Raw genomic sequence first — 21,257 nt, 5'->3', positions numbered from 1 at the left:
CATGAGGTTTGTGCCACGATGAACACGACGCAGAACCGATCCCCTTTCTGGCAAGTGTGGGAAGAGGCCGATTGCCTCGCGGATCAACAAACGGTGCAGGCGGCGATCGACCGCCTGGCTGCCGAGATCACCGCCCGGCTTGCCGACAAATCCCCACTTGTCTATGTGGTGATGAACGGCGCAGTGATCTTTGCCGGACAGCTCTTACCACGACTGCGCTTTCCGCTGGAAGTCACCTATCTGCACGCCACGCGCTACGGCAATGCGACGCAGGGCGCGGAACTCCACTGGCGCGTCGAGCCCACCGCAGCGGCAGAGGGCCGCCACGTGCTGGTGCTCGACGACATTCTCGACGAAGGCCACACGCTCGCGGCGATCCTCGAACGGTTGAAAGCCGAAGGCGCGGCGAGCGTTTCGCTGGCGGTGCTCTGTGACAAACAGCACGACCGCAAAGCGCGTCCGGGGTGGAAAGCCGACTTCACGGGACTGGAGATACCGGATCGCTTCGTTTTCGGTTTCGGGATGGACTACAAAGGGTATTGGCGCAACGCACCCGGCATTTACGCGGTCAAAGGGCTGTAGCAAGCGCTGAAATTCCCGTTGGAAGGGCGGGTTTTTGCGCCGGTCACGTTCCCCACCAGGAGATTTGCGATGCAACCCGAACAGCTGTTAATCACTTTTCGTTCGGACGCCGATGCGGACGTGATCATGTACCGCAAACATGCCGAACCGATCCTGAAATTGCTCGGCAAGGAGCCCGATCGCGGCATCCTCACGCCGGAACAGTTGCCCGAAGCGATTGCCAAATTGGAAGCGGCGTGCGCAGCGGACCGCGAACGCGAACGGCAGCAGTTGGCGGCACTCGAAGCGGACGCCGATGCCAGCGGCAAGCCAATGCCCGTGGGGTTTCACCAACGGGCGTGGCCGCTCCTCCAGATGATGAAGCACGCGCTTGCGGAGCACAAACCGGTCGTGTGGGGGGTGTGAAGCCGTCATTGTCACGCCATGACCCAAGAACACGATACCGGCTACAAGCTCCTTTTTGCCCATCCCGAGATGGTGCGCGATCTGCTCATCGGGTTCGTTCCCGAGCCTTGGGTGCAGACGCTCGACTTTTCGACCCTCGAGCGGGTAAACGCCAGTTACGTCTCAGAGAAAGGCGATGCGCGCCACGAGGATATGGTCTGGAAGGTGCGCTTCGAGAACCATTGGCTCTACGTCTATCTCTTGTTGGAGTTCCAGGCGCAGCCCGACCGCTGGATGGCGCTGCGCATGCTCGTCTATCTTGGGCTCCTCTATCAGGATCTGGTGCGCCGCAACGAATTGACCCCTGAGGGGAAGTTGCCGCCGGTGTTGCCGATCGTGCTCTATAACGGTACGCCGCGCTGGAACGCCGCCGAGGAGATCGGCGAATTGATCGCGCACGGGCCTGAGCCGCTCAGACGCTGGCAGCCACAAGCGCGGTATCTTTTGATCGACGAGGGGCGTTATCTGCCCGAGGCGCTCACCAAGCGTAACCTTGCTGCGGCGCTCTTTCGGCTCGAACATTCGCGTAGCCCCGAGGATATGCGCCGTGTGGTTCAGGAACTGATCGAGTGGCTCGCCGAACCGGAACAGAAGCCGCTGCGCTTCAGTCTCACCCGCTGGCTGATGCGGCTGTTGCGGCGTAAAATGGGAAAAGGCACGGTCGAGGTACCTGACGTCTCGGACTTACTGGAGGTCGATACGATGTTGGCCGAACGCATCGAGAGTTGGACCAAGGAGTGGTGGGAACAGGGGTTGCAGCAGGGGTTGCAACAAGGGTTGCAACAAGGGTTGCAGCAGGGATTGCAACAAGGCGAGGAGAAGGGTTTTTACCTCGGCGAGCTGCAAACCTTGCAGCGGCAGCTCACCAAACGCTTCGGGCCGCTTCCGGAATCAGTGCAGGTGCGCCTGAGCACCGCGAGCCGGGAAGAGATCGAGCGCTGGCTCGACCGGGTGCTCGATGCAAAAACACTTGATGAGGTGTTCGGTTAGGAATCATTACGCACAGAGAAAGCTGCCGGATCCGGTGCGCGCGACGATCGAATCGCTCAAATCGACACTTTGGTGCCGTCCCAACCGATCAGCGTCGGCTCGGGTTGTAGCATGACGCCAAACCGCGCCGCGACTGTGTCCTGAACCCGGCGCATCAGCCGCAGCAAGTCGGCGCCGGTGCCGTTCCCCAAATTGACCAAGACGAGCGCGTGCCGCGTATCGACCGCGACACCCCCCAGTTGTGCCCCTTTCAAACCGGCTTGTTCGATCAACCAGGCGGCGGGCACTTTCCACCGCCCGTCGGCAAGGGGGAACCCGGGCACTTCGGGCGCGCATGCACGCAACCGCTGCCATTCGTCCGCCGTAAGGATGGGGTTGAGGAAGAAACTCCCGGCATTGCCGGTCACTTTGGGGTCTGGCAGTTTCGCAGCCCGCACCGCCACCACGGCGTCATGCACCGCACGCACCGCTCCATCCGGCGGTAAGTCCGCGAGCTCGATGCCCTGCGCGGTGAGCCAGCGTTGCAAATCGGGATAGTGGGGGCGCAGCGCCGCATGCTTGGGAAGCGCAAAGCGCACCGACCGGATCACCCAGTCACGCGCCGCGTCGGTTTTGAACCAACTGGTGCGGTACCCGAACGCCAACTCGGAGGCGGCAACGGTGCGCGTCTCGCCGCTCACACGGTGCCAGATCGTCACCGCGGCGATTCGTTCGCCCACTTCCAAGCCATAAGCACCGATATTCTGCACCGGCGCGGCGCCAACAGTGCCCGGAATCGCTGCAAGGTTTTCGAGCCCACCCCAACCGCGCGCCACAAGCGCCGCGACGAACGGCGCCCATGCCTCCCCTGCCGCAGCCTCGATCACCCGCTCGGTCGCCGTTTCTGCAACCACCTGCCAGCCGCGCGTCGCGATCCGCACCACGCGTCCCGGGAAATCGGCGACGAAGAGTACGTTACTGCCCTCCCCAACGATCACTTCGGGCAGCGGCACGGCCTGCCAGCGCGCACGCCACGCCGCCCAATCGGCGTCGCGTTCGATCACCACCAGTTCCGCGGCACGCGCGGGGAGGCGAAAGGTATGCCAATCGCGCAGGTCGACGTCGCGTTCGATTCTCATCGCCAAACGCGTTCGGGCATGGAGTCGACCGCGTACTTCCGCATAGGCAGAGCCAACACAGCAGGTTACGCGCCGCGCTCTGCGGCAACGGGCCGCCAGCGGTCGAAGAGCCAATGGTAGAGGAACGCGTACGCGGTGTAGGCAAGCGCAAGCCCCAAGTCCGCGACCGCCGCAGCCCACCACGTCCACCCGGTCCAGAGCACGATCACCGGCCAGGTGATCAGAAAGAGCGTCACCTCGAAACCGAGCGCATGCACCGCACGCCACCGCCACGGGCGCAGATGTGCGGGTCGTCGCGCCCAGCGCGCTTCACACCGGTCGAATACCGTGTTGAAGACCGCCTGCCAGATGGTGGCGATCAGGGAGAGCAAGACCAGAAGCCCGACCGATTCGCCCCACCCTTCGCCAGTGACCCAGCGATAGACCGGCGTGATCAAAAGGAGACCACCCAGTTCGAAGAGCCCGACTTGTAACCAACGCTCGCGCCACGAACGCAGCGCTACACCCGTCATCACCATCCCATCCTCAACTGAGTCTAGCTCGCGATTGTAGCCGAACGCCGCCCAACCACGTGTTTCGATGCCGTTTGCGGCCGCTTATCGGGTAAACCCCACTCGCATCGTTGCTGCGCGCGCGATAACATTGCCCCGGTAGTGGCGAAGCGAGAACGAACCATGGCGCTGCTGGAATTGGAAAACCTCGTGATGGCGTTTGGCGGCTTTCGTGCCGTCGACGGCGTCTCGCTCAAAGTCGAACCGGGCACGATCACCGGCCTCATCGGCCCCAACGGGGCAGGCAAAACGACCCTCTTCAACGTGATCGCCGGTGCCTATCAGCCCACCGCGGGCCGCATCCGCTTCGACGGTGAAGAGATCACCCGGCTGCGGACCGACGAACGCTTTCACCGCGGGTTGGTGCGCACGTTCCAAATCCCGCATGAATTCCCCCGCCTCACCGTGCTGGAGAACCTCATGGTCGTCCCGCCGAAGCAACCGGGCGAACAACTGTGGGCGAACTGGTTCACCCCAGGGGAAGTGGCGCGTACCGAAGCCGAAGTGCGGCAAAAAGCGATCGACGTGCTGGCGTTCTTGGAACTCACCCACGTGATGAACGAACGCGCAGGCAACCTCTCCGGTGGGCAGAAGAAATTGCTGGAGCTGGGGCGGACGATGATGACCAACGCCAAGCTCGTGCTCCTCGACGAACCCGCGGCCGGAGTGAACCGCACGCTCCTGCGTAAGCTGGAAGAGAAGATCCAGATCCTCAACCGCGAATGGAACTACACCTTCATCCTGATCGAACACGACATGGAGATGATCGAAAAACTGTGCGATCCGGTCATCTGTATGGCCGAAGGCAAGGTGTTGATCGAAGGGGATTTCGCAACAGTGCGCAACGACCCGCGGGTGCTCGAAGCCTATCTGGGTGAAACCGTTCATCCCGAAGTCGAAGCGGCGATCGCCGAGATTGAAGAACTCGAGATCGAGGAGGGGAACGCATGAACCCGGTCCTCGTGATGCATCAGGTGCGTGGTGGCTATGGTGACGCCGACATTCTCCACGGCGTCTCTCTTACCGTAAACCCGAAAGAGATCGTGGTGATCGTCGGGCCGAACGGCGCGGGGAAATCCACCGCAATGAAAGCGGTCTTCGGTCTGGTGAAGATCCGCGACGGCGCGATCCTCTTCGAAGGGGAAGAGATCACCGGTTGGAAACCGGACGCGATCGTGCGCCGCGGTATCTCCTACGTTCCGCAGGTCAAGAACGTCTTTGCCGAAATGACCGTACACGAAAACCTGGAGATGGGGGCGTTCCTCGCGAAATCGGTCAAAGCGGAAGCGTTCGAGCGCATCTATACGCTCTTCCCCGACCTCAAAGCGAAACGCAACGCGCTCGCTGGGAGCCTCTCTGGCGGGCAGCGCCAGATGGTGGCGATGGGACGCGCGTTGATGCTCAACCCGCGGCTGCTGCTGCTTGACGAACCCACTGCAGGATTGTCGCCGAAATACATGGAACAGATCTTTCAGATCTGCCGCGACGTGCGCGACACCGGCGTGGCGATCCTACTGGTCGAACAGCACGCGAAGCAGGCATTGGCGTTCTGCGATCGCGGCTACGTGCTCGCCACTGGGAGCAACCGCCACGAAGGGACCGGTCAAGAACTCCTCAACGACCCGGAGATCGCCCAGATGTTCTTGGGCGGATAAAACAAAGGGATTACGCGCATGAGTGGATTGGAACTGATCAATTTCTACGTGATCCCCGGGTTGATCTCGGGGAGCATCTACGCGTTGGGTGCGATCGGGATCACCCTGATCTTCGGTATCTTGCGCTACGCCCACTTCGCCCACGGCGACATGGCCACGTTGGGCGCTTACGTCGCATTGGGGCTGGTGGGGTCGTTCGCGCTCTCGCCGTGGGTCGCGCTTCCCTTTGCGATGGCGATCACCGCGCTCGTCGCGGTGGTACTCGACCGCGTTTTCTATCGTCACCTCGAAACCCGGCCCAAGATCCTCACGGTGATGGCCTCGCTGGGGGTCGCGCTGATGCTGCGCTCCGTCGTCCAAGTGGTCTGGGGCGTCGATCCACAGGTCTATTCGACGGGAATCGTGCGCGCCGAATCGTACGGCGGATTGATGCTACGCTCCCGCGAACTGATCACCTTTGCCACCGCGACCGGGCTCGTGCTCTTCCTGATGGCGTTCCTGCGTTATACCCGTTGGGGGAAAGCGATGCGCGCGATGTCGGACAACCCGGAACTGGCGCGCCTCTGTGGCGTGAACAACGAAGCGGTGACCCGCCTCACCTGGGTGATCGCAGGCGCGCTTGCCGCCGCAGCCGGGTTTTTCCTGGGCATCAACACCGAACTCAACACGATGATGGGTTGGTCGGCACTTTTGGCGATGTTCGCCGCCGCGATCCTGGGGGGCGTCGGGCGCGTCGAAGGTGCCGTGGTAGGTGGTCTCGTGATCGGGTTGGTCGAAGAACTTTCGGTACTGGTGCTCCCCAGCCAATACAAAATGGCCACCGCGTTCGTGATCCTCATCCTGATCCTCTTGGTTCGTCCGCAAGGGATCTTCAAAGGGAAGGTGCTCTGAGATGGATACACTGGGACTGCTCAATTACGCGATCTTCATGGGGGTGCTGATCGGCATCTACGCGCTCCTCTCCCTCGGCCTCAACGTCCAGTGGGGGTACGCCGGGCTCTTCAACGCCGGGGTGGCGGGCTTTTTCGCGGTCGGCGCGTACCTGTCGGCACTCTTTACCGCCCCGCCGGTTCCCGACCGCATCATGGGCTGGGAACTGCCCACGGTCGTCGGCTGGATCGCTGCGATGGTCGCCGCTGCGCTCATCGCGTGGCCCATCGGCAAGGTGACCCTGCGGTTCCGTTCGGACTACTTGGCAATCGCCACCATCGGGGTTGCAGAGATCATCCGCTTGGTGCTGCGCACCGAAGATCTGCTTTCTGGCGGCGTGCGCGGCATCACCGGCATTCCCCGCCCCTTCGGCGACCTGCCCTACGAATGGTCGCAACTCGCTTATCTGGCGCTCACCTGGGCGATGGTGGTGATGATCTACTGGGCGTTGGAACGGCAACTCGCCGCGCCGTGGGGCCGGATGATGCGCGCGATCCGCGAAAACGAACACGCAGCCGCTGCGATGGGGAAAAACGTCGAGGCGCGGCGGCTCGAAGCCTTCATCCTGGGCGCCGCGATCATGGGGCTCGCAGGTGCCGTCTATGTCCACTTCATGCGCGCGATCACGCCCGAGGCGATCGACCCGATGATGGTGACCTTTCTGGTCTGGATCATGCTGATCCTGGGCGGGTCGGGCAACAACCGTGGCGCGATCCTGGGCGCGGTGATCATCTGGGTGATCTGGTCGAGCTCCGAACTCCTCACCGACCGCCTGCCTGCGGAGATCGCTACCCAGGCGAAATATATCCGTGTCTTCGTGATCGGCTTGATGCTGCAACTGGTGTTGCGCTGGCGCCCCGAAGGGCTCTTGCCGGAGGGCACCCACGTGCGGCGTTCGAGTTGAGAGCGACGCGTAGGGAGCGCCTGCGAACGGCGATGGCGCGTTGGGGGCGACCACGCCAAGGCAGCGAAGATGCAGCACCCGCGATCGCTGTTACAATCATACGGCTGTTTGCGTTTTTCCACGTCACAAGGAGGACCACACCATGACATACCGTTCCCAACTCGTTGCTTCACTCGCTGCCGCGGGGCTCATCGCAACTTCGAGCGCCGCGTTTGCCGAAGCCAAGGTCGCGCTCATGGGCGGGATCACCGGCCCGATCGCCGGGATGGCGCCGGCGATGATCGCGTCGATGAAATTGGCCCTCGATCAGGCCAACGCCGCGGGGCTTGCGATCGGCAAGATCACCTACCAGGAGTTCGACAGCGGTTGCAACCCGCAAGTGGCCACCGACGCCGCGACCAAAGCGGTGAACGTCTTCGGCGCCGACGCCGCAGTTGGCCCCGCCTGCTCCGGCGAGCTCCTTGCCGCGGTGAACTCGGTCACCATCCCCGCGGGCGTACTGGTCGTTTCGTCCTCTGCCACCTCGCCCAAGATCACCGACCTCGACGACAAAGACCTGGTCTTCCGCACGGTGCCATCGGACGACTTCCAAGGGCGGGCGCTTGCGCGTACGCTCCTCGAGCGCGGGGTGAAGAAGGTAGCGGTCGCCTACATCAACAACGACTACGGCAAGGGTCTGGCCGAAGCGTTCAAAGCCGAATTCGAAGCCAAAGGGGGCACCATCACCCAATTCCGCGGCCACGAAGACAAGAAAGCGTCGTACCGTTCCGACCTCGCCGAACTCGCCAAAGGGGGCGCCGATACCTTGGTGCTCTTCGACTATGGCAACGCGTCGGGGATGACGATCCTGCGGCAAGCGATCGAAAACGGCTTCTTCAAGCAGTTCGTCGGTGCCGACGGGATGCGCGACGAAAACCTCATCAAGACGCTCGGCGAAGCCAACCTGAAGCACTTCTTCGTCTCCGCACCGGTGGGCGAAGCGGGCGCGGCGTTCGAAAAATTCGCCGAAGCGGCGCGCAAAGCGGGTCTCGATCCGAACGCCACCTTTGCCGCCACGAGCTACGACGCCGCGGCGCTCGTTGCGCTGGCGCTCGAAGCGGCAAAAGGGGACAAAGCGAAACTGCCGCAAGCGCTGCGTGCGGTCGCCACCGCTCCGGGTGAGCGAATCTATCCGGGCGAATGGGAAAAAGCGAAGCAGCTCCTTGCCGAAGGCAAAGAGATCGACTACAAAGGGGCTTCGGGCGACCACGAATTCGACGCCAAAGGGGATGTTCCGGGCAGCTACGCCTTCTTCAAGGTCGAAGGGGGTACCTACAAAGAAGTGCAGAAGATGAAATAAGCGCGTGTTGGTCGTCGCCACGGCAACGCGTGCCGTGTGCGACCCTCCCAACCGTGCTGCGCGACCGCCCCTCGGGGCGGTTTTTTGCGGCGATTTTTAACGGCCGCTTTGGTGGCCGATTTGCTGCAGCGTTACGCGAACACCTGCCGATGCTCGCGCGTCGCGCGGAATTCCACCTCAGGATATTTTTCCTGAGTCAGCTCCAGGTTGTAGCGACTCGGCGCCAGATAGACCAGGTTGCCATCGACGTCGCGCCCCAAGCGCAGCGCCTGTTCGCGCACGAACCGGTTTTTCGTTGCGTCGTCGGGAAAAAGGAGCCAACGGACGGTGTAAATCTCCACCGGCTCGAAGAGCGCTTCCACCTGATATTCGGTCTTGAGCCGCTCGGCAACGATCTCGAACTGCAACGCACCCACCGCGCCCAGGATCAACTGCCCCCCTTCGCGTTCGAAGACCTGGATCGCCCCCTCTTCGCCCAACTCTTTGAGCCCTTTGTGGAGCTGCTTCGCGCGCAGCGGGTCTTTGAGCCGCGCGGCGCGGAAGAGCTCCGGCGCAAAGTAGGGGATCCCGGTGAATTGCAGCAGCTCTCCTTCGGTGAGCGTGTCGCCGATCTGCAACTGCCCATGGTTGGGAATACCGATGATGTCCCCCGGATAGGCCTCCTCTTCTACGTTGCGGCGATTCGCCAGGAACGTCACCGCGTTCGCCAGCCGCATCTCCCGTCCCAACCGAGTATGGAACGCCTTCATGCCGTTGGTGTAGCGTCCGGAGCAGACGCGCAAGAACGCCATGCGGTCGCGGTGTTTCGGGTCGAGGTTCGCTTGGATCTTGAAGACGAAACCGGTGAATTTGGGCTCGTTCGGGTGAACGGTGCGCGCACCGGCGTCGCGCGGCTGCGGCGGCGGAGCCCACGCCGCCAACGCGTCGAGCACGTCCTGCACGCCGAAATTATTGACCGCGGAGCCGAAAAAGACTGGGGTTTGACGCCCCGTGAGGAACTCCCCGAGCGCAAACGGCGGCAACGCCTCGCGCGCCAACGCCACGTCTTCGCGCAATTTCGTCACTTCGTCCGGGAAACGTTCATCCAGGAGCGGATTGTGTAAGCCGACGATCGTCTCCAATTCGACCCGCCGTTCCGTTCCCGGCGCAAAACAGAACATACGGTCTTCCAAAAGATGAAAGACACCGCGGAAATGCTTGCCCATCCCCATCGGCCAGGTGACCGGCGCACAAGAGATCTGCAAAATATCTTCGATCTCGGCGATCAAATCGAAGCCGTCGCGCACCTCGCGGTCGAGCTTGTTGATGAAGGTGATGATCGGGGTATTGCGCAACCGGCACACTTCAAGCAGTTTGATCGTCTGCGCCTCGACCCCCTTGGCGGCGTCGATCACCATCACCGCAGCATCCACCGCGGTGAGCACACGGTAGGTATCTTCGGAAAAGTCCTGGTGCCCCGGGGTGTCCAACAGGTTGAAGACGCAGTCTTCGTATTCGAACTGCATTACCGACGTGGTCACCGAAATCCCGCGCTGCTGCTCGACCGCCATCCAGTCCGACGTCGCGTGCCGGGCTGCTTTTCGCGCCTTGATCGCACCGGCGATCTGGATCGCACCCCCAAAGAGCAGCAGCTTTTCGGTGAGCGTCGTCTTCCCGGCGTCCGGGTGGGCGATGATCGCAAAGGTACGACGGCGGGCAATTTCGCGCGCAAACGGTTCCATCGTGCGTTCCCACGGTAAAAGCGCGATTCTACCTGTTGCCTGGGCGCGCGTTGCCAAAGCATGGGCGATTTGCTACGATGCAGCGCCACACCCGTTGGTAACAGATTCTCGCTGGAACCCCTATGTTCTTTGCCGCCGAAAACCGCCTTAACCCCACCACACGCAGCATCACGCAGCGCTCTGAAGCGCACGGTGCATTGGCGCTCTGGCTGGCGCGTTGACCCGATGGTGCGGACCGGCCTCGACCGTCTCGTCACCGAACCCGAATGGGCGCAGCGCCTTTCGGGGCGGCGGGTGATGCTGCTGACCCACCCCGCCGCGGTGACGGGACCGGCTGCACCGTTTCCGCCGCTCACCCATGCCGCGACCGCGCTCGCCCAATGGCTCCCCACGGTCGGGGCGCGCCTGACTGCCCTCTTCGGCCCGCAGCACGGGGTGCGCGGCGACAAGCAAGACAACATGGTCTTCTCCGCCGACGAAATCGACCCGCACCTGGGCATCCCCGCGTTCAGCCTCTACGGCGAACGGCTCAAACCCACCCCGGAACAGCTCGCGCACGGCGACCTCTTGCTCGTCGACCTGCAAGACGTCGGCTGTCGCGTCTATACCTACCTCACTACGCTACGCTACGTGCTCGAAGCTGCCGCGGCGGTTGGGCTGGAAGTGTGGGTGCTCGACCGCCCCAACCCCATCGGCCGCTGGGTCGAAGGCCTCTGCTCCGAACCGGGGTGGGAGAGCTTCGTCGCAGCAGGCAGTTGCCCGATGCGCCACGGCCTCACGTTGGGCGAAGCGGCGCATTGGTTCGTCGCCACCCGGGCGCTCGACCTGCCACTCACGGTCGTCGCGCTGGCGGGGTGGGACCCGGACGCCGCGCCCGGCTACGGCTGGCCGCTTGTGACCCACGTCTGGATCCCACCCAGCCCCAACGCCCCCACGCCGTGGATGGCGCGCTGCTACCCGGGCACGGTGATGGTCGAAGGCACCACCCTCTCGGAAGGACGGGGCACGACGCGACCGCTCGAATGTTTTGGCGCGCCGTGGCTCGATCCGGAGCGGCTGCTTGCCGAAATGGCGCGGCTCGCGCCCGAATGGCTCGCTGGCTGCGTCCTGCGCCCGATCTGGTTCGAGCCCACCTTTCACAAACACGCTGGCGAGCGATGCGGCGGCGTGATGATCCACACCGAACCGCCCGTTTTCGACCCAGCGCACTTCCGTCCGTGGCGGCTCGTTGCGCTCGCGTTCAAAGCGATCCGTCGCCTCTGGCCCGACGCGCCGCTATGGCGTGCCTTTGCGTACGAATTCGAAACCGAACGGTTGGCGATCGACCTCATCAACGGCGGACCGCGGCTGCGCGAATGGGTCGAGGACCCAAGCGCCACCCCTGCCGATCTCGACGCGCTCGCTGCAGCCGACGTAGCCCAGTGGCATACCGCAAGGAGCGCATGGCAGCATCGCAGCGGTTGAGCCACTCGGTGGTGACCGCGCAGCTGCAGCAATTGACACAGCGTGTGTCGGGAATAGAATTATGGATAGAGTTGTGCGGAGCACTTCGTTGTTCAGAGTTTCACGCCGTGCGTTCCTACGTCACAGCACCGCCCTGGCGCTCGTGCCGCTCATTACCAGTTGCGCGCCCACGCCACCGTTGAAAGTGGCAACATGGTCTTTTCCTGCTTGCGACCTGTTGCGCTGGCGCGTCGCAGACAATGCTGCGATCCGCTGGATCCCGACCGCAGGCGACGCGGAAACCACGTTCCTCCTCCGCTTTCACCGCGCTGATGTGGCGCTGCTTACGCTCGACCTGGCGCTGCGCGAAGCGGCACTCGGCACCCCGCTCACGGTGATCGGGTTGCTCGACGTCTCCCACGGCGCCGACATGGTGCTCGTCCGGGAAGGATTCACCACGCCGGAGCGCTTCGCCTCGGCACGCATTGCAGTGGCGCACACCGGTTTGGGCGCCATCACCTACGCATTGGCGCGTCAGGCGCTGGGCCTACCGCTTTCGTGGGAGAATACGGTGGCGATTCCGGTATCCGATCAGGTTGCCGCGTGGCAAGCAGGGCAGATCGACGCCGCGGTCACCTTCGAACCGTTCGCGAGCCAACTCCGCGCGTTGGGCGCCGTCCCGCTCATCGATTCGAGCCGCCTGCCGCCGCTGATTCTCGACGTAATCGTGGCGCGCAGTGACGTACTCGATTCTGCCGCGGCATCACTCAAGATATTGATTTCTGAGTGGTTTTCGGCGCTGAACGCCTGGCGCCACCATCCCGACGAAACCGCGCAGGCGCTCGCTCCCTACCTGGGGGTTGCCCCCGACGCCGTTCCTGCCCTCTTTTCTGGAATCCGTCTGCTCGATTGCGCCGCGAACCAAGAAAAGCTCCGCACCGGTTTGCGCACCGAGCAAGCCGCCTTGTGGTCGATCTTGACCGCGGCCGGGTTCCCACTCCCGCCGGAACAACCGCCACTGCCCACCTCTGTTGCGGTGCTTCCCCCCTGTACCGAAAGCCCCAGATGATGCTCGAACAGACCCCCCCTTCCACCACGACACCGCGGCAACGCCTGAGCGCCCAATGGGAAGCAGCGCTCGTGCAGTTCGTGGTGTTGGTGGTCAGCGTCGCCCTCTGGGTGGGCTGGGTATTCTGGTTTGCTGCTGCAAAGGCTCGAGAAGAAGGCGAAGCGTACCTGCTCGACGAGTTGGCGCAAATCGTTCGTTTGGCGGAAACCCTCTGGCCAGGACAACACGATCTGCTCCGCCAGGAGCTGCAACGGCACTTGACGCACGTCGGATACCGAACGGCAGCGATTCTCGATGGTGCGGGAACGATTCTCGTTGCCCATGATCCCCGCTGGGCGGGCCATGCCTTCACCCGGCAAACCCCTCAGCTTGCCGCATTGTGGCAACGGTTTCGCACCCAAACCGCGCCTTTCTGGATCGTCCGTAACGGCGATCACCAGTTGGCTGCGTTCGCCCGTTGGGCATTACCGCCTACCAGTAAACCAGCAACGGGAGAGGGCACCGTCGTGTTGTGGTACGACCTCACGCCCCGCACGGTTGCCGCACGCAACACCGCCCTAGCGGAAGGGATGCCGCTCCTGTTCGCGTTCTTACTCCTTTTCGCCGCCACCGGCGTTTGGGCGCAGCGCCGGATCCTTATCCCACTCAAGCAGCTCACGCACGCGCTTGCCGAAACCGACCCTTCAGCGCCCCAAGCGCACGAACGGTTCGCTCAGATCGCCGCGCTACCCCAACCCCGCGAATATAGCGAACTGGCAGTGCATATCGCGCGTGCCTATGCCCAAATTGCCGCACAGCACAGCGAGCTTCGCTTGCTTGCCCGTGCCCTCGAAACCAGCCCAGCCGCGATTGTCATTACGGACGCCCAAGCAAATCTGCTGTGGTGTAACCCGGCGTTCACCCATACCACCGGATATTCCCTCGACGAGGTACGCGGGAAGAACGTGCGTTTCCTCAAGTCGGGGCGAACCGCCGATGGGGTCTTCCGCTCGCTATGGGAAACGCTCGCGCGTGGCGAAACCTGGCAAGGTGAATTGATCAACCGCCGCAAGAACGGCGAAACCTACATCGCAGCGGCGGTGATCACACCGGTGCGCGACGACACCGGCACAACCACCCACTATATCGCGATCGAATTCGATGCCACGCGCGAAAAGGCCCTGGCCGAACGGATCGCTTTCGCCGAATCGCACGATCTGCTGACCGAACTGCTGAACCGCAGCGCGTTTACCGAATCGGTCGCGCACCAACTCAAACGGTGCCACCAATCGCCCGAAAGGGAGGCGGGTTTGTTGGTCGCGATCGACCTCAAAGGGTTTCGCCGCTTCAACGACCGCTACGGCAGCGCGGCGGGCGATGCGCTGCTCAAAGCGGCGGCACGCGCCCTCACTCGATGCACCCACCAACTTTTCGACCAGGAATCTGTGGTCGCGCGGTTGGGCGCAGACGAGTTCGCACTCCTCATTCCGCTCATGCGACCGCGCGCGACCGCGCCCACCTCCGATTGGGCCGAAACCGCCGCGACCGCACGGTTGGCGCAACTGCGGGCGTGCCTTCCCAACGAACTGGTGCTGCCCGAGCCACGCGCGCCCAACTGGCCCAACCAAACCCCGGTGGTGTGGCGTTTAGGTGCCGTGTGTCTCACTGCAGCATTCACCAGCGCGAGCGACGCGATCGCCGCGGCGTCGTTGGCGCTCGCGCGCGCAAAGCGCGACGATCTGCCCTTTGCCTGGTACGACGCCCAAGACGCGCAACAGTTCATGCGCCAGATGGCGATTTTGGAGGCGCTGCAACGTGCGCTCACGACCCCCGACGCGCCCGGTCTCGCGCTGGTCTGGCAACCGCAACTCAAAAACGGCGTCACGCTGGCAGGGGCAGAAGCGCTCGTCCGTTTCCACCACCCCGAACTGGGGCCGATTTCGCCCGCCGAGTTCATTCCGCTGGCGGAGCAGAGCGACCTCATCGTCACCTTGGGCAACTGGGTATTGCGGGAAGCCACGCGGCAAGCCGCAGCGTGGCAGCGCGAGCGCGGTTTTGCCGGAACGATCTCGGTCAATCTCTCGCCACGTCAGCTCGTCTCAGGCGATTTCCCGCCGCAGTTGGCTGCGGCGCTTGCCGAAAGCGGATGGCCGGGCAGCCGCTTGACGCTCGAAATCACCGAAAACATCTTGATCAGCGCGCCGGAACAGGCCATCGCGCAGATGCGCACCCTCACCCGCGAATACGCGGTGCAATGGGCGATCGACGACTTCGGTACCGGCTATTCGTCGCTTGCCTACCTCAACGATCTCCCGGTGCATGAACTCAAGATCGACCAGCGCTTCATCCGCCGCTTGGGCGAACACCCCGAAGGACTCCGGCTCGTGCGCGCGATCATCTCGATTGCCGAAACCTTTGAGCTGCGCGTCGTCGCCGAAGGGGTCGAGGACGACGCCTGTGCCGCGGCGCTCGCCCCGTTCCCCTCGCTTCTGCATCAAGGGTGGCGTTACGGCCGCCCTGCTCCGGCTGCCGAATTCGCCACAACCTGGCTTGCCGGGCGCGACGCGACCAAGCGGTAAAAGAGCGGCGCCCAGAAGATCGCCAAAAAGGTTGCGGCAACCATCCCCCCAACCACACCGGTGCCGACCGCGTGGCGGCTCGCAGCCCCCGCACCGCTGGAGAGCGCAAGTGGCACCGCCGCAAGGATGAAGGTAAGCGACGTCATCAGAATCGGCCGCAGCCGCAACCGCGCCGCCTCGACCACCGCAGCAAGCCGCGACTGCCCTTGCGCTTCGCGCTGGCGCGCGAATTCGGCGATCAGGATCGCGTTCTTCGCCGATAGACCGATCATCACGATCAAGCCCACCTTGAAAAAGACGTCGTTAGGAAGCCCCCGCCACAACGCCGCGCTGGCGGCGCCCAACACGCCAAACGGCACCACGAGAAGGATCGCCGCAGGCGTGCGCCAACTCTCATAAAGCGCCGCAAGCGCCAGATAGACCACCACCACCGCGACGACGAAAAGGAGCGGCGCTTGCGCACCGGCCAACTGCTCTTCGTATGAGGTGGTCGCCCAGGCAAAGTCGTAGCCAGCGGGCAACACCGCGCGCGCCAATGCAGCGATCGCCGCCATCGCCTCGCCCGAAGAGACGCCGGGGGCTGCCTGCCCGCCGATCTTCACCGACGGCACTCCGTTGAACCGATCGAGCCGCGGCGGAGCGGTTTCCCACTGCGCCGAGGCGATCGCCGCCAGCGTCGTCACCTGCCCTTGCCGCCCCATGATCGGGAGCTGCAACACCGTTTCGGGCGCTGCGCGCCACGATGGCGCGGCGCTCATCTGCACCCGCCGCACACGCCCGTCCATGAGAAAGTCCCCCAGGTACGCGGTGCCGAGCGTCATCGCCAACGTCTCGTTGAGCGTCTGTTGGTCGATCCCGTAGACCGCCGCCCGCTCGCGATCGATCGCCAAACGCACCGCAGGCGCCGGTTCCTGCCCTTCCGGGCGCACGCCGAAGAGCCGCGGGTCTTGCGCTGCCGCGGCAAGCAGCCGGTTGCGCGCGTCCAACAGACCGGCGCGCTCCGTGCCGGTGCGGTCCAACAACCGGAAATCGAAACCGCCCACCGCACCGAGTTCGGGAATGGGTGGCGGGTTGACGGCAACAATGAGCGCGTCGGGTAGCCGCGGCGCCAGTTCGCGGTAGGTACGGGCAACGAGCGCCTGCGCGCTCTGGCTCGCCTCGGGCCGTTCGTCCCAATGTTTGAGCGGCACGAACGCAATCGCGGTATTTTGCCCGCGCCCGAAGAAAGAGAAGCCGAGCACCCCGACCACCCGCGCCACCTCGGGCTGCGCCAGGTAAAAGCGTTCGACTTCGCTCAACACCGCTTCGGTGCGTTCGCGCGTGGCGCCAGCGGGCAATTGGACCACCGCGATGATATACCCTTGGTCTTCGTCGGGCAGGAACGCCGTCGGCAACTTCACGAAGAGCCACCCCGCAGCGGCAACGATCGCCCCATAGAGCAGCAGCCAACGCACGGGGCGCACCACGATCGCAGCAGTCGCGGCGCCGAAGCGATCCCGCAACCAGAAGAAAAAGCGGTCGAACACGCGCGGTTGGTGGCGCTTCGGCGCACGAAGGAACGCCGCGGCAAGGGCCGGGGCGAGCGACAACGCCAGAAACGCCGAAAAGACCATCGTCGCGATCAGAGTGACCGCAAACTGGCGGTAGATCACCCCCACCGACCCCCCGAAAAAGAGGAGCGGCGCGAACACCGCAATGAGCGCTGCGGAAACGCCGATCACCGCGCCGGAGATCTCACGCATCGCCACCACCGTCGCTTCGCGCGGCGACAACCCCTCTTCGACCAGATGGCGTTCGACGTTTTCCACCACGATGATCGCATCGTCGACCAAGATCCCGATCGCGAGCACCATCGCAAAAAGGGTGAGCACGTTGATCGAATAGCCAAGGAGCCACAGCACCGCCACAGCGCCCGCGAGCGCCACCGGTACCGTCACCATCGGGATCAAGGTCGCGCGCAGGTTACCCAAAAAGAGCCACATCACCAGGAACACCAGCACCACCGCCTCGACGAGCGTCTTCACCACCTCACGGATCGAGATCTCGACGAAGCGGCTGGTGTCGTACGGCACCTCCCACTGGACGCCGGGGGGCAAGAAGGGTTCGAGTTCGCGCATCCGCGCTTTCACCGCGTTCGCCACCTCCAGCGCATTGGCACCCGGCGCGGTGCGGATCCCGATCGCGGCGTTCGGCGCCTGATTGAGCCGCGCCACCACGTCGTAACTGTCGGCGCCGAGCTCGACCTCTGCGACATCACCCAACCGAACCTGCGCACCGTTCGGTTCGGCGCGGACGATGATCTGCCGAAACGCCTGCGGCGTGGTCAGTTTCCCTTGCGCGGTGAGGATCGCGTTGATCTGCTGCCCCGGCACCGCAGGCAGTTGGCCGATTTCGCCCAACGCCAAATCGACGTTCTGCGCGCGGATCGCGTTCGCCACCGCTAAGGGCGTCAACCCGAACGCACGGAGCCGGTCGGGGTCGAGCCAGATCCGCATCGCGTATTCGGTCCCGAAGAGCACCGCTTCTCCAACCCCAGGAACACGTCGGATCGGGTCGAGGACCTGCGCGGCGACGATCGAACCGAGGTCGACGGCCGAATAGCCGCCTTGCGGCGCATTCACCGCGACGATCATCAACCAGTTGCGCTGCGGTTTGGTCACGGTTACCCCCCGCGCCTTCACCTCGTCGGGCAACCGCGCCTCGACCCGACGGTAGCGGTTCTGCGCTTCGACACTCGCCAATTCCGGGTCGGTACCGGTTTCGAAGGTGAGGGTGAGCGTCCCGCGCCCCAGTTCGGCGCTCGACTCCATGTAGAGGAGCCCTTCGATCCCGTTCATCTCCTGTTCGAGCACCTTGAGGACGTTGTCTTCGACGGTCTTGGCGGACGCCCCCGGGTAGGTCACGGTAAACGCCACCTGCGGCGGCGCCACCGCCGGGTATTGCGCCACCGGCAAATTGACGAGCGCCAATGCCCCGGCAAGCGTGATCAAGAGCGCGATGACCGCTGCGAAGACGGGCCGGTCGACGAAAAAGCGCGCCATCGTTTCACTCCTGCACCGTCACCGGCCCACCCGGCGGCTGCAGCCGCGCCTGGCCGGAAACCACCACCGCTTCGCCCCCGTTCAGGCCCGAAGCAACGACGACGTTCTCCCCCGAAAATCCACCCAGCGTTACCGGTTGCAGCCGCGCTTGCCCGTCGGCAACTACCCAGACGAAGAGCCCGGCGCTATTGGAAACCAGCGCGCGTTGCGGTACCACCACCGCTTCGCGCTCCGCGACCGGCACCCGGACCTTCACGAACATCCCAGGCAACCACCGTCGATCGGGATTGGGAAACGCCACTTTCGACGTCACCGTCCCGGTTGCCGGGTCGACCGCAGCATCCGAAACGATCCATTCGCCCATCGCGACCACCGCATCGTCGATCACCAAGCGGGGGGGCGGCAGATGCGCGAGCGTGCGCCGCGCCAACCACTGCGCCTGCGGTTCGGTAATCAACGCATGGATCGGGTCGAGCACCTCGATCGTCGTGAGCAGCGTCGCCTCCCCGTGCCCGACGAGCGCCCCCTCGGTCACCAGTGCGCGTCCCGCCCGTCCGGCGATCGGCGCGGGCACTTTGGCATATTCGAGATTGAGCGCCGCTTGGGTCTTTTGCGCCTCGGCGGCCGCCAGATTGGCGCGCGCCACGTCGAGCGTCTGGGGCGAAGCGAACCCTTGGCGCACCAGCGCCTCTTGCCGCTTCAGCTCGGCCCGCCGCTGCGCAACGAGCGCTTCGGCCGCCTGAAGCGCAGCACGGTAGGGGCGGTCGTCGAGCGCAAAGAGGGTCTGCCCCGCCTGCACTTCGCTCCCTTCGCGGTAGCGTTGCGCTTCGACGATCCCTTCCACCCGCGCGCGCACCTCGGCTTTGCGGCTTGCGGCAAGCCGCCCCGGGACGTCGGTTTCGACCACGACGGTTTCGCGAACCGCGCGCACCACGACCACCGTCGGCAACGGTTGCGACGCCTTGCCCGCCGCTGCCGTCGGCTTCGACGCCGTTTGCTCGGCCTGCGCCGCGTTCCCGAGCGGCCCCCATACCGACGCTGCGGCAAACACCCACACGACACACCGCAGTAAGGACGACATCGGTCGCGACGATGCCCGCAGCGCATCGGGTACCCCTTCGCCCTGCGTCGCGCCGCGCTTCTTCCCTATGCTCATTCGCTGCAAACTCCCTTGTTGGCTTGATCGCCAGTATCTGAAAAAATGACCATAAAGTCAATAGCTGGGTGCTTGCACGCACCCGCCCCACGCGCTACCATTGCTGCGATACCAAAATTGCGACAGGAACCCGTGATGAACGAAGAAAAACGCAAAGCGCTACAGGCGGCGCTCGCGCAGATCGAACGGCAGTACGGCAAAGGGGCGGTGATGAGCCTGGGGCAAGACCGCGTCGAACGCAACATCGAAGCGATCTCCACCGGCTCGTTGGGGCTCGACATCGCGCTCGGTATCGGCGGCTTGCCGCGCGGTCGTGTGATCGAGATCTACGGCCCCGAATCCTCGGGCAAGACCACCTTGACGTTGCACGTGATCGCCGAAGCGCAAAAACTGGGCGGCGTAGCGGCGTTCATCGACGCCGAACACGCGCTTGACGTGCAGTATGCGAAAAAACTGGGCGTTCAAATCGACGAACTGTTGGTTTCGCAGCCCGACACGGGTGAGCAAGCGCTCGAGATCGCCGACATGTTGGTCCGCTCCGGCGGCGTCGATGTGATCGTGATCGACTCGGTCGCGGCGCTCACCCCGAAAGCGGAGATCGAGGGTGACATGGGCGACTCTCTACCCGGGTTGCAGGCGCGCCTCATGAGCCAGGCGCTGCGCAAACTCACCGCGAGCATCGCCCGCACCAATACGATGGTGATCTTCATCAACCAGATCCGGATGAAGATCGGCGTGATGTTCGGCAACCCCGAAACCACCACCGGTGGCAACGCGCTCAAATTCTACGCGAGCGTGCGCCTGGACATCCGCAAAACCGGCACGATCAAAAAGGGCGACGAAGCGCTGGGGTCGGAGACCCGCGTCAAAGTGGTGAAGAACAAAGTGGCTCCGCCCTTCAAAGAGGCGAGTTTCGACATCCTCTATGGCGAAGGGATTTCGCGCGAAGGGGAGATCATCGACCTCGGCGTGCAATACAAAATCGTCGACAAAACCGGCGCGTGGTATGCATACGAAGGACAGCGGCTAGGGCAAGGCAAAGACAACGTCCGCGAATTCCTGAAACAAAACCCGGCGCTGGCGCGGGAGATCGAAAACCGCATCCGCGCCGCGGTCGGGCTGCCCCCGTTGCCTGCGCCAGACGCTCTGCCACAAGGGAGCACGGCTCCCCAGGATGGTGCAGCAGCCGAACCCAGTGATGCGACGGCGACCTGAACGGATGCCGCCCGCTTTCGCCACTCGTGACCCAGCGGCATGAGCCCCGTTCGTTCCGCCTCCGCACACACGAGCGCGTCACCGTGGTCGATCGCGCTGCGCCTCTTGGCCCGCCGCGAATACACGCGTGCCGAACTCGCCGCGGCGCTCGCGCGGCGCGGGATAGCGGAGGAGACCGTAGCGGAACTGCTGGAACGCGCCGAACGGCACGGTTTTTTGAGCGACCGGCGCGCTGCGTCGCTCCATGCCCGACGGCTCGCCGAACGGCAAGGCAACCGCGCGATTGCCTACCGGCTCCACGCCCGTGGGGTGAGCGACGCGGACGTCGCGCAGGCGCTCGCTGAAACCGAAGCCGAACTGGGTGACGAGCGCGAACGCGCCGCTGCGGTCTGGCGCAAGAAATTCCGATCCCCGCCCACGACCCCGCAGGCGTGGCAGAAGCAAGCCCGCTTTCTGGCAGCGCGCGGCTTTTCGTGGGAGACGATCCGCGCGCTCCTCTCCGACCCGCCCGAAGACGTGGCGCTGCCACCGGATGTCTGAA

The 21,257-nt window shown here is 64.1% G+C and carries 18 protein-coding genes; 13 read left to right on the top strand and 5 right to left on the bottom strand.

Going from position 1 to position 21,257, the window contains the following annotated elements:
- Positions 1–18 precede the first annotated feature (18 nt).
- The 3 genes from HPTL_RS00835 to HPTL_RS00825 all read left to right on the top strand — a co-directional run bounded on the left by HPTL_RS00835 (position 19) and on the right by HPTL_RS00825 (position 2,016).
- Positions 19–582 carry a hypoxanthine-guanine phosphoribosyltransferase gene (locus tag HPTL_RS00835; protein ID WP_119334277.1) on the top strand — a complete coding sequence of 188 codons (564 nt, stop codon included), beginning with the start codon at positions 19–21 and terminating at the stop codon, positions 580–582.
- Positions 583–651: 69 nt separating this feature from the next.
- Positions 652–987: a DUF1840 domain-containing protein gene (locus HPTL_RS00830; RefSeq protein ID WP_197713723.1), complete on the top strand. Its 336-nt coding sequence runs from the start codon at positions 652–654 to the stop codon at positions 985–987.
- A gap of 18 nt (positions 988–1,005) precedes the next feature.
- Positions 1,006–2,016, top strand: coding sequence for an Rpn family recombination-promoting nuclease/putative transposase (locus tag HPTL_RS00825; protein ID WP_119334276.1), 1,011 nt, complete (start codon positions 1,006–1,008; stop codon positions 2,014–2,016).
- Between the two features lie 56 nt (positions 2,017–2,072).
- Here HPTL_RS00825 and murB read toward each other — a convergent pair whose 3' ends face one another.
- Both murB and HPTL_RS00815 read right to left on the bottom strand, forming a co-directional pair.
- The gene (murB, locus tag HPTL_RS00820) at positions 2,073–3,134 is read right to left on the bottom strand and encodes a UDP-N-acetylmuramate dehydrogenase (RefSeq protein ID WP_119334275.1); all 1,062 of its coding nucleotides are present in this window, start codon (positions 3,132–3,134) and stop codon (positions 2,073–2,075) included.
- Positions 3,135–3,199: 65 nt separating this feature from the next.
- The gene (locus HPTL_RS00815) at positions 3,200–3,652 is read right to left on the bottom strand and encodes a PACE efflux transporter (RefSeq protein WP_119334274.1); all 453 of its coding nucleotides are present in this window, start codon (positions 3,650–3,652) and stop codon (positions 3,200–3,202) included.
- Between the two features lie 162 nt (positions 3,653–3,814).
- On the opposite strand from HPTL_RS00815, the gene HPTL_RS00810 reads away from it, so the two are divergent.
- From HPTL_RS00810 to HPTL_RS00790, 5 genes are all read left to right on the top strand, one after another.
- Positions 3,815–4,636: an ATP-binding cassette domain-containing protein gene (locus tag HPTL_RS00810; RefSeq protein WP_119336008.1), complete on the top strand. Its 822-nt coding sequence runs from the start codon at positions 3,815–3,817 to the stop codon at positions 4,634–4,636.
- The gene (locus tag HPTL_RS00805; RefSeq protein WP_119334273.1) at positions 4,633–5,340 is read left to right on the top strand and encodes an ABC transporter ATP-binding protein; all 708 of its coding nucleotides are present in this window, start codon (positions 4,633–4,635) and stop codon (positions 5,338–5,340) included. The genes HPTL_RS00810 and HPTL_RS00805 overlap by 4 nt, the downstream gene beginning before the upstream one ends.
- 18 nt (positions 5,341–5,358) lie before the next feature.
- Positions 5,359–6,231: a branched-chain amino acid ABC transporter permease gene (locus HPTL_RS00800; RefSeq protein WP_119334272.1), complete on the top strand. Its 873-nt coding sequence runs from the start codon at positions 5,359–5,361 to the stop codon at positions 6,229–6,231.
- Position 6,232: 1 nt separating this feature from the next.
- Complete coding sequence (locus HPTL_RS00795) at positions 6,233–7,174, top strand: branched-chain amino acid ABC transporter permease (protein ID WP_119334271.1); 942 nt, start codon at positions 6,233–6,235, stop codon at positions 7,172–7,174.
- A gap of 142 nt (positions 7,175–7,316) precedes the next feature.
- Positions 7,317–8,513, top strand: a complete 1,197-nt coding sequence (locus HPTL_RS00790) for an ABC transporter substrate-binding protein (protein WP_119334270.1) — start codon at positions 7,317–7,319, stop codon at positions 8,511–8,513.
- A gap of 131 nt (positions 8,514–8,644) precedes the next feature.
- Here HPTL_RS00790 and HPTL_RS00785 read toward each other — a convergent pair whose 3' ends face one another.
- Complete coding sequence (locus HPTL_RS00785; protein WP_119334269.1) at positions 8,645–10,234, bottom strand: peptide chain release factor 3; 1,590 nt, start codon at positions 10,232–10,234, stop codon at positions 8,645–8,647.
- 225 nt (positions 10,235–10,459) lie between these two features.
- Here HPTL_RS00785 and HPTL_RS00780 point away from each other — a divergent pair, with 225 nt between their 5' ends.
- From HPTL_RS00780 to HPTL_RS11415, 3 genes are all read left to right on the top strand, one after another.
- Positions 10,460–11,698: an exo-beta-N-acetylmuramidase NamZ family protein gene (locus HPTL_RS00780; protein ID WP_119334268.1), complete on the top strand. Its 1,239-nt coding sequence runs from the start codon at positions 10,460–10,462 to the stop codon at positions 11,696–11,698.
- Between the two features lie 88 nt (positions 11,699–11,786).
- On the top strand, positions 11,787–12,746 hold the full coding sequence (locus HPTL_RS00775; RefSeq protein WP_170141230.1) for an ABC transporter substrate-binding protein: 960 nt from the start codon (positions 11,787–11,789) through the stop codon (positions 12,744–12,746).
- Positions 12,743–15,304, top strand: a complete 2,562-nt coding sequence (locus HPTL_RS11415) for a putative bifunctional diguanylate cyclase/phosphodiesterase (RefSeq protein ID WP_119334266.1) — start codon at positions 12,743–12,745, stop codon at positions 15,302–15,304. Before HPTL_RS00775 ends, HPTL_RS11415 begins: the two co-directional genes overlap by 4 nt.
- Here the strand turns inward: HPTL_RS11415 and HPTL_RS00765 are convergent.
- On the bottom strand, positions 15,232–18,345 hold the full coding sequence (locus HPTL_RS00765; protein WP_119334265.1) for a multidrug efflux RND transporter permease subunit: 3,114 nt from the start codon (positions 18,343–18,345) through the stop codon (positions 15,232–15,234). The two genes, HPTL_RS11415 and HPTL_RS00765, sit on opposite strands and share 73 nt — an antisense overlap.
- A gap of 4 nt (positions 18,346–18,349) precedes the next feature.
- Complete coding sequence (locus HPTL_RS00760) at positions 18,350–19,501, bottom strand: efflux RND transporter periplasmic adaptor subunit (RefSeq protein WP_119334264.1); 1,152 nt, start codon at positions 19,499–19,501, stop codon at positions 18,350–18,352.
- Positions 19,502–19,636: 135 nt separating this feature from the next.
- Here HPTL_RS00760 and recA point away from each other — a divergent pair, with 135 nt between their 5' ends.
- Together recA and HPTL_RS00750 are read left to right on the top strand one after the other, a co-directional pair.
- The gene (recA, locus tag HPTL_RS00755; RefSeq protein ID WP_119334263.1) at positions 19,637–20,716 is read left to right on the top strand and encodes a recombinase RecA; all 1,080 of its coding nucleotides are present in this window, start codon (positions 19,637–19,639) and stop codon (positions 20,714–20,716) included.
- Positions 20,717–20,755: 39 nt separating this feature from the next.
- Complete coding sequence (locus HPTL_RS00750) at positions 20,756–21,256, top strand: regulatory protein RecX (RefSeq protein WP_119334262.1); 501 nt, start codon at positions 20,756–20,758, stop codon at positions 21,254–21,256.
- The last annotated feature ends 1 nt before the right edge of the window (position 21,257 follow it).

Source organism: Hydrogenophilus thermoluteolus, assembly GCF_003574215.1.
Lineage (GTDB): Bacteria > Pseudomonadota > Gammaproteobacteria > Burkholderiales > Rhodocyclaceae > Hydrogenophilus > Hydrogenophilus thermoluteolus.
This window is presented reverse-complemented; position numbering and strand designations above follow the sequence as displayed.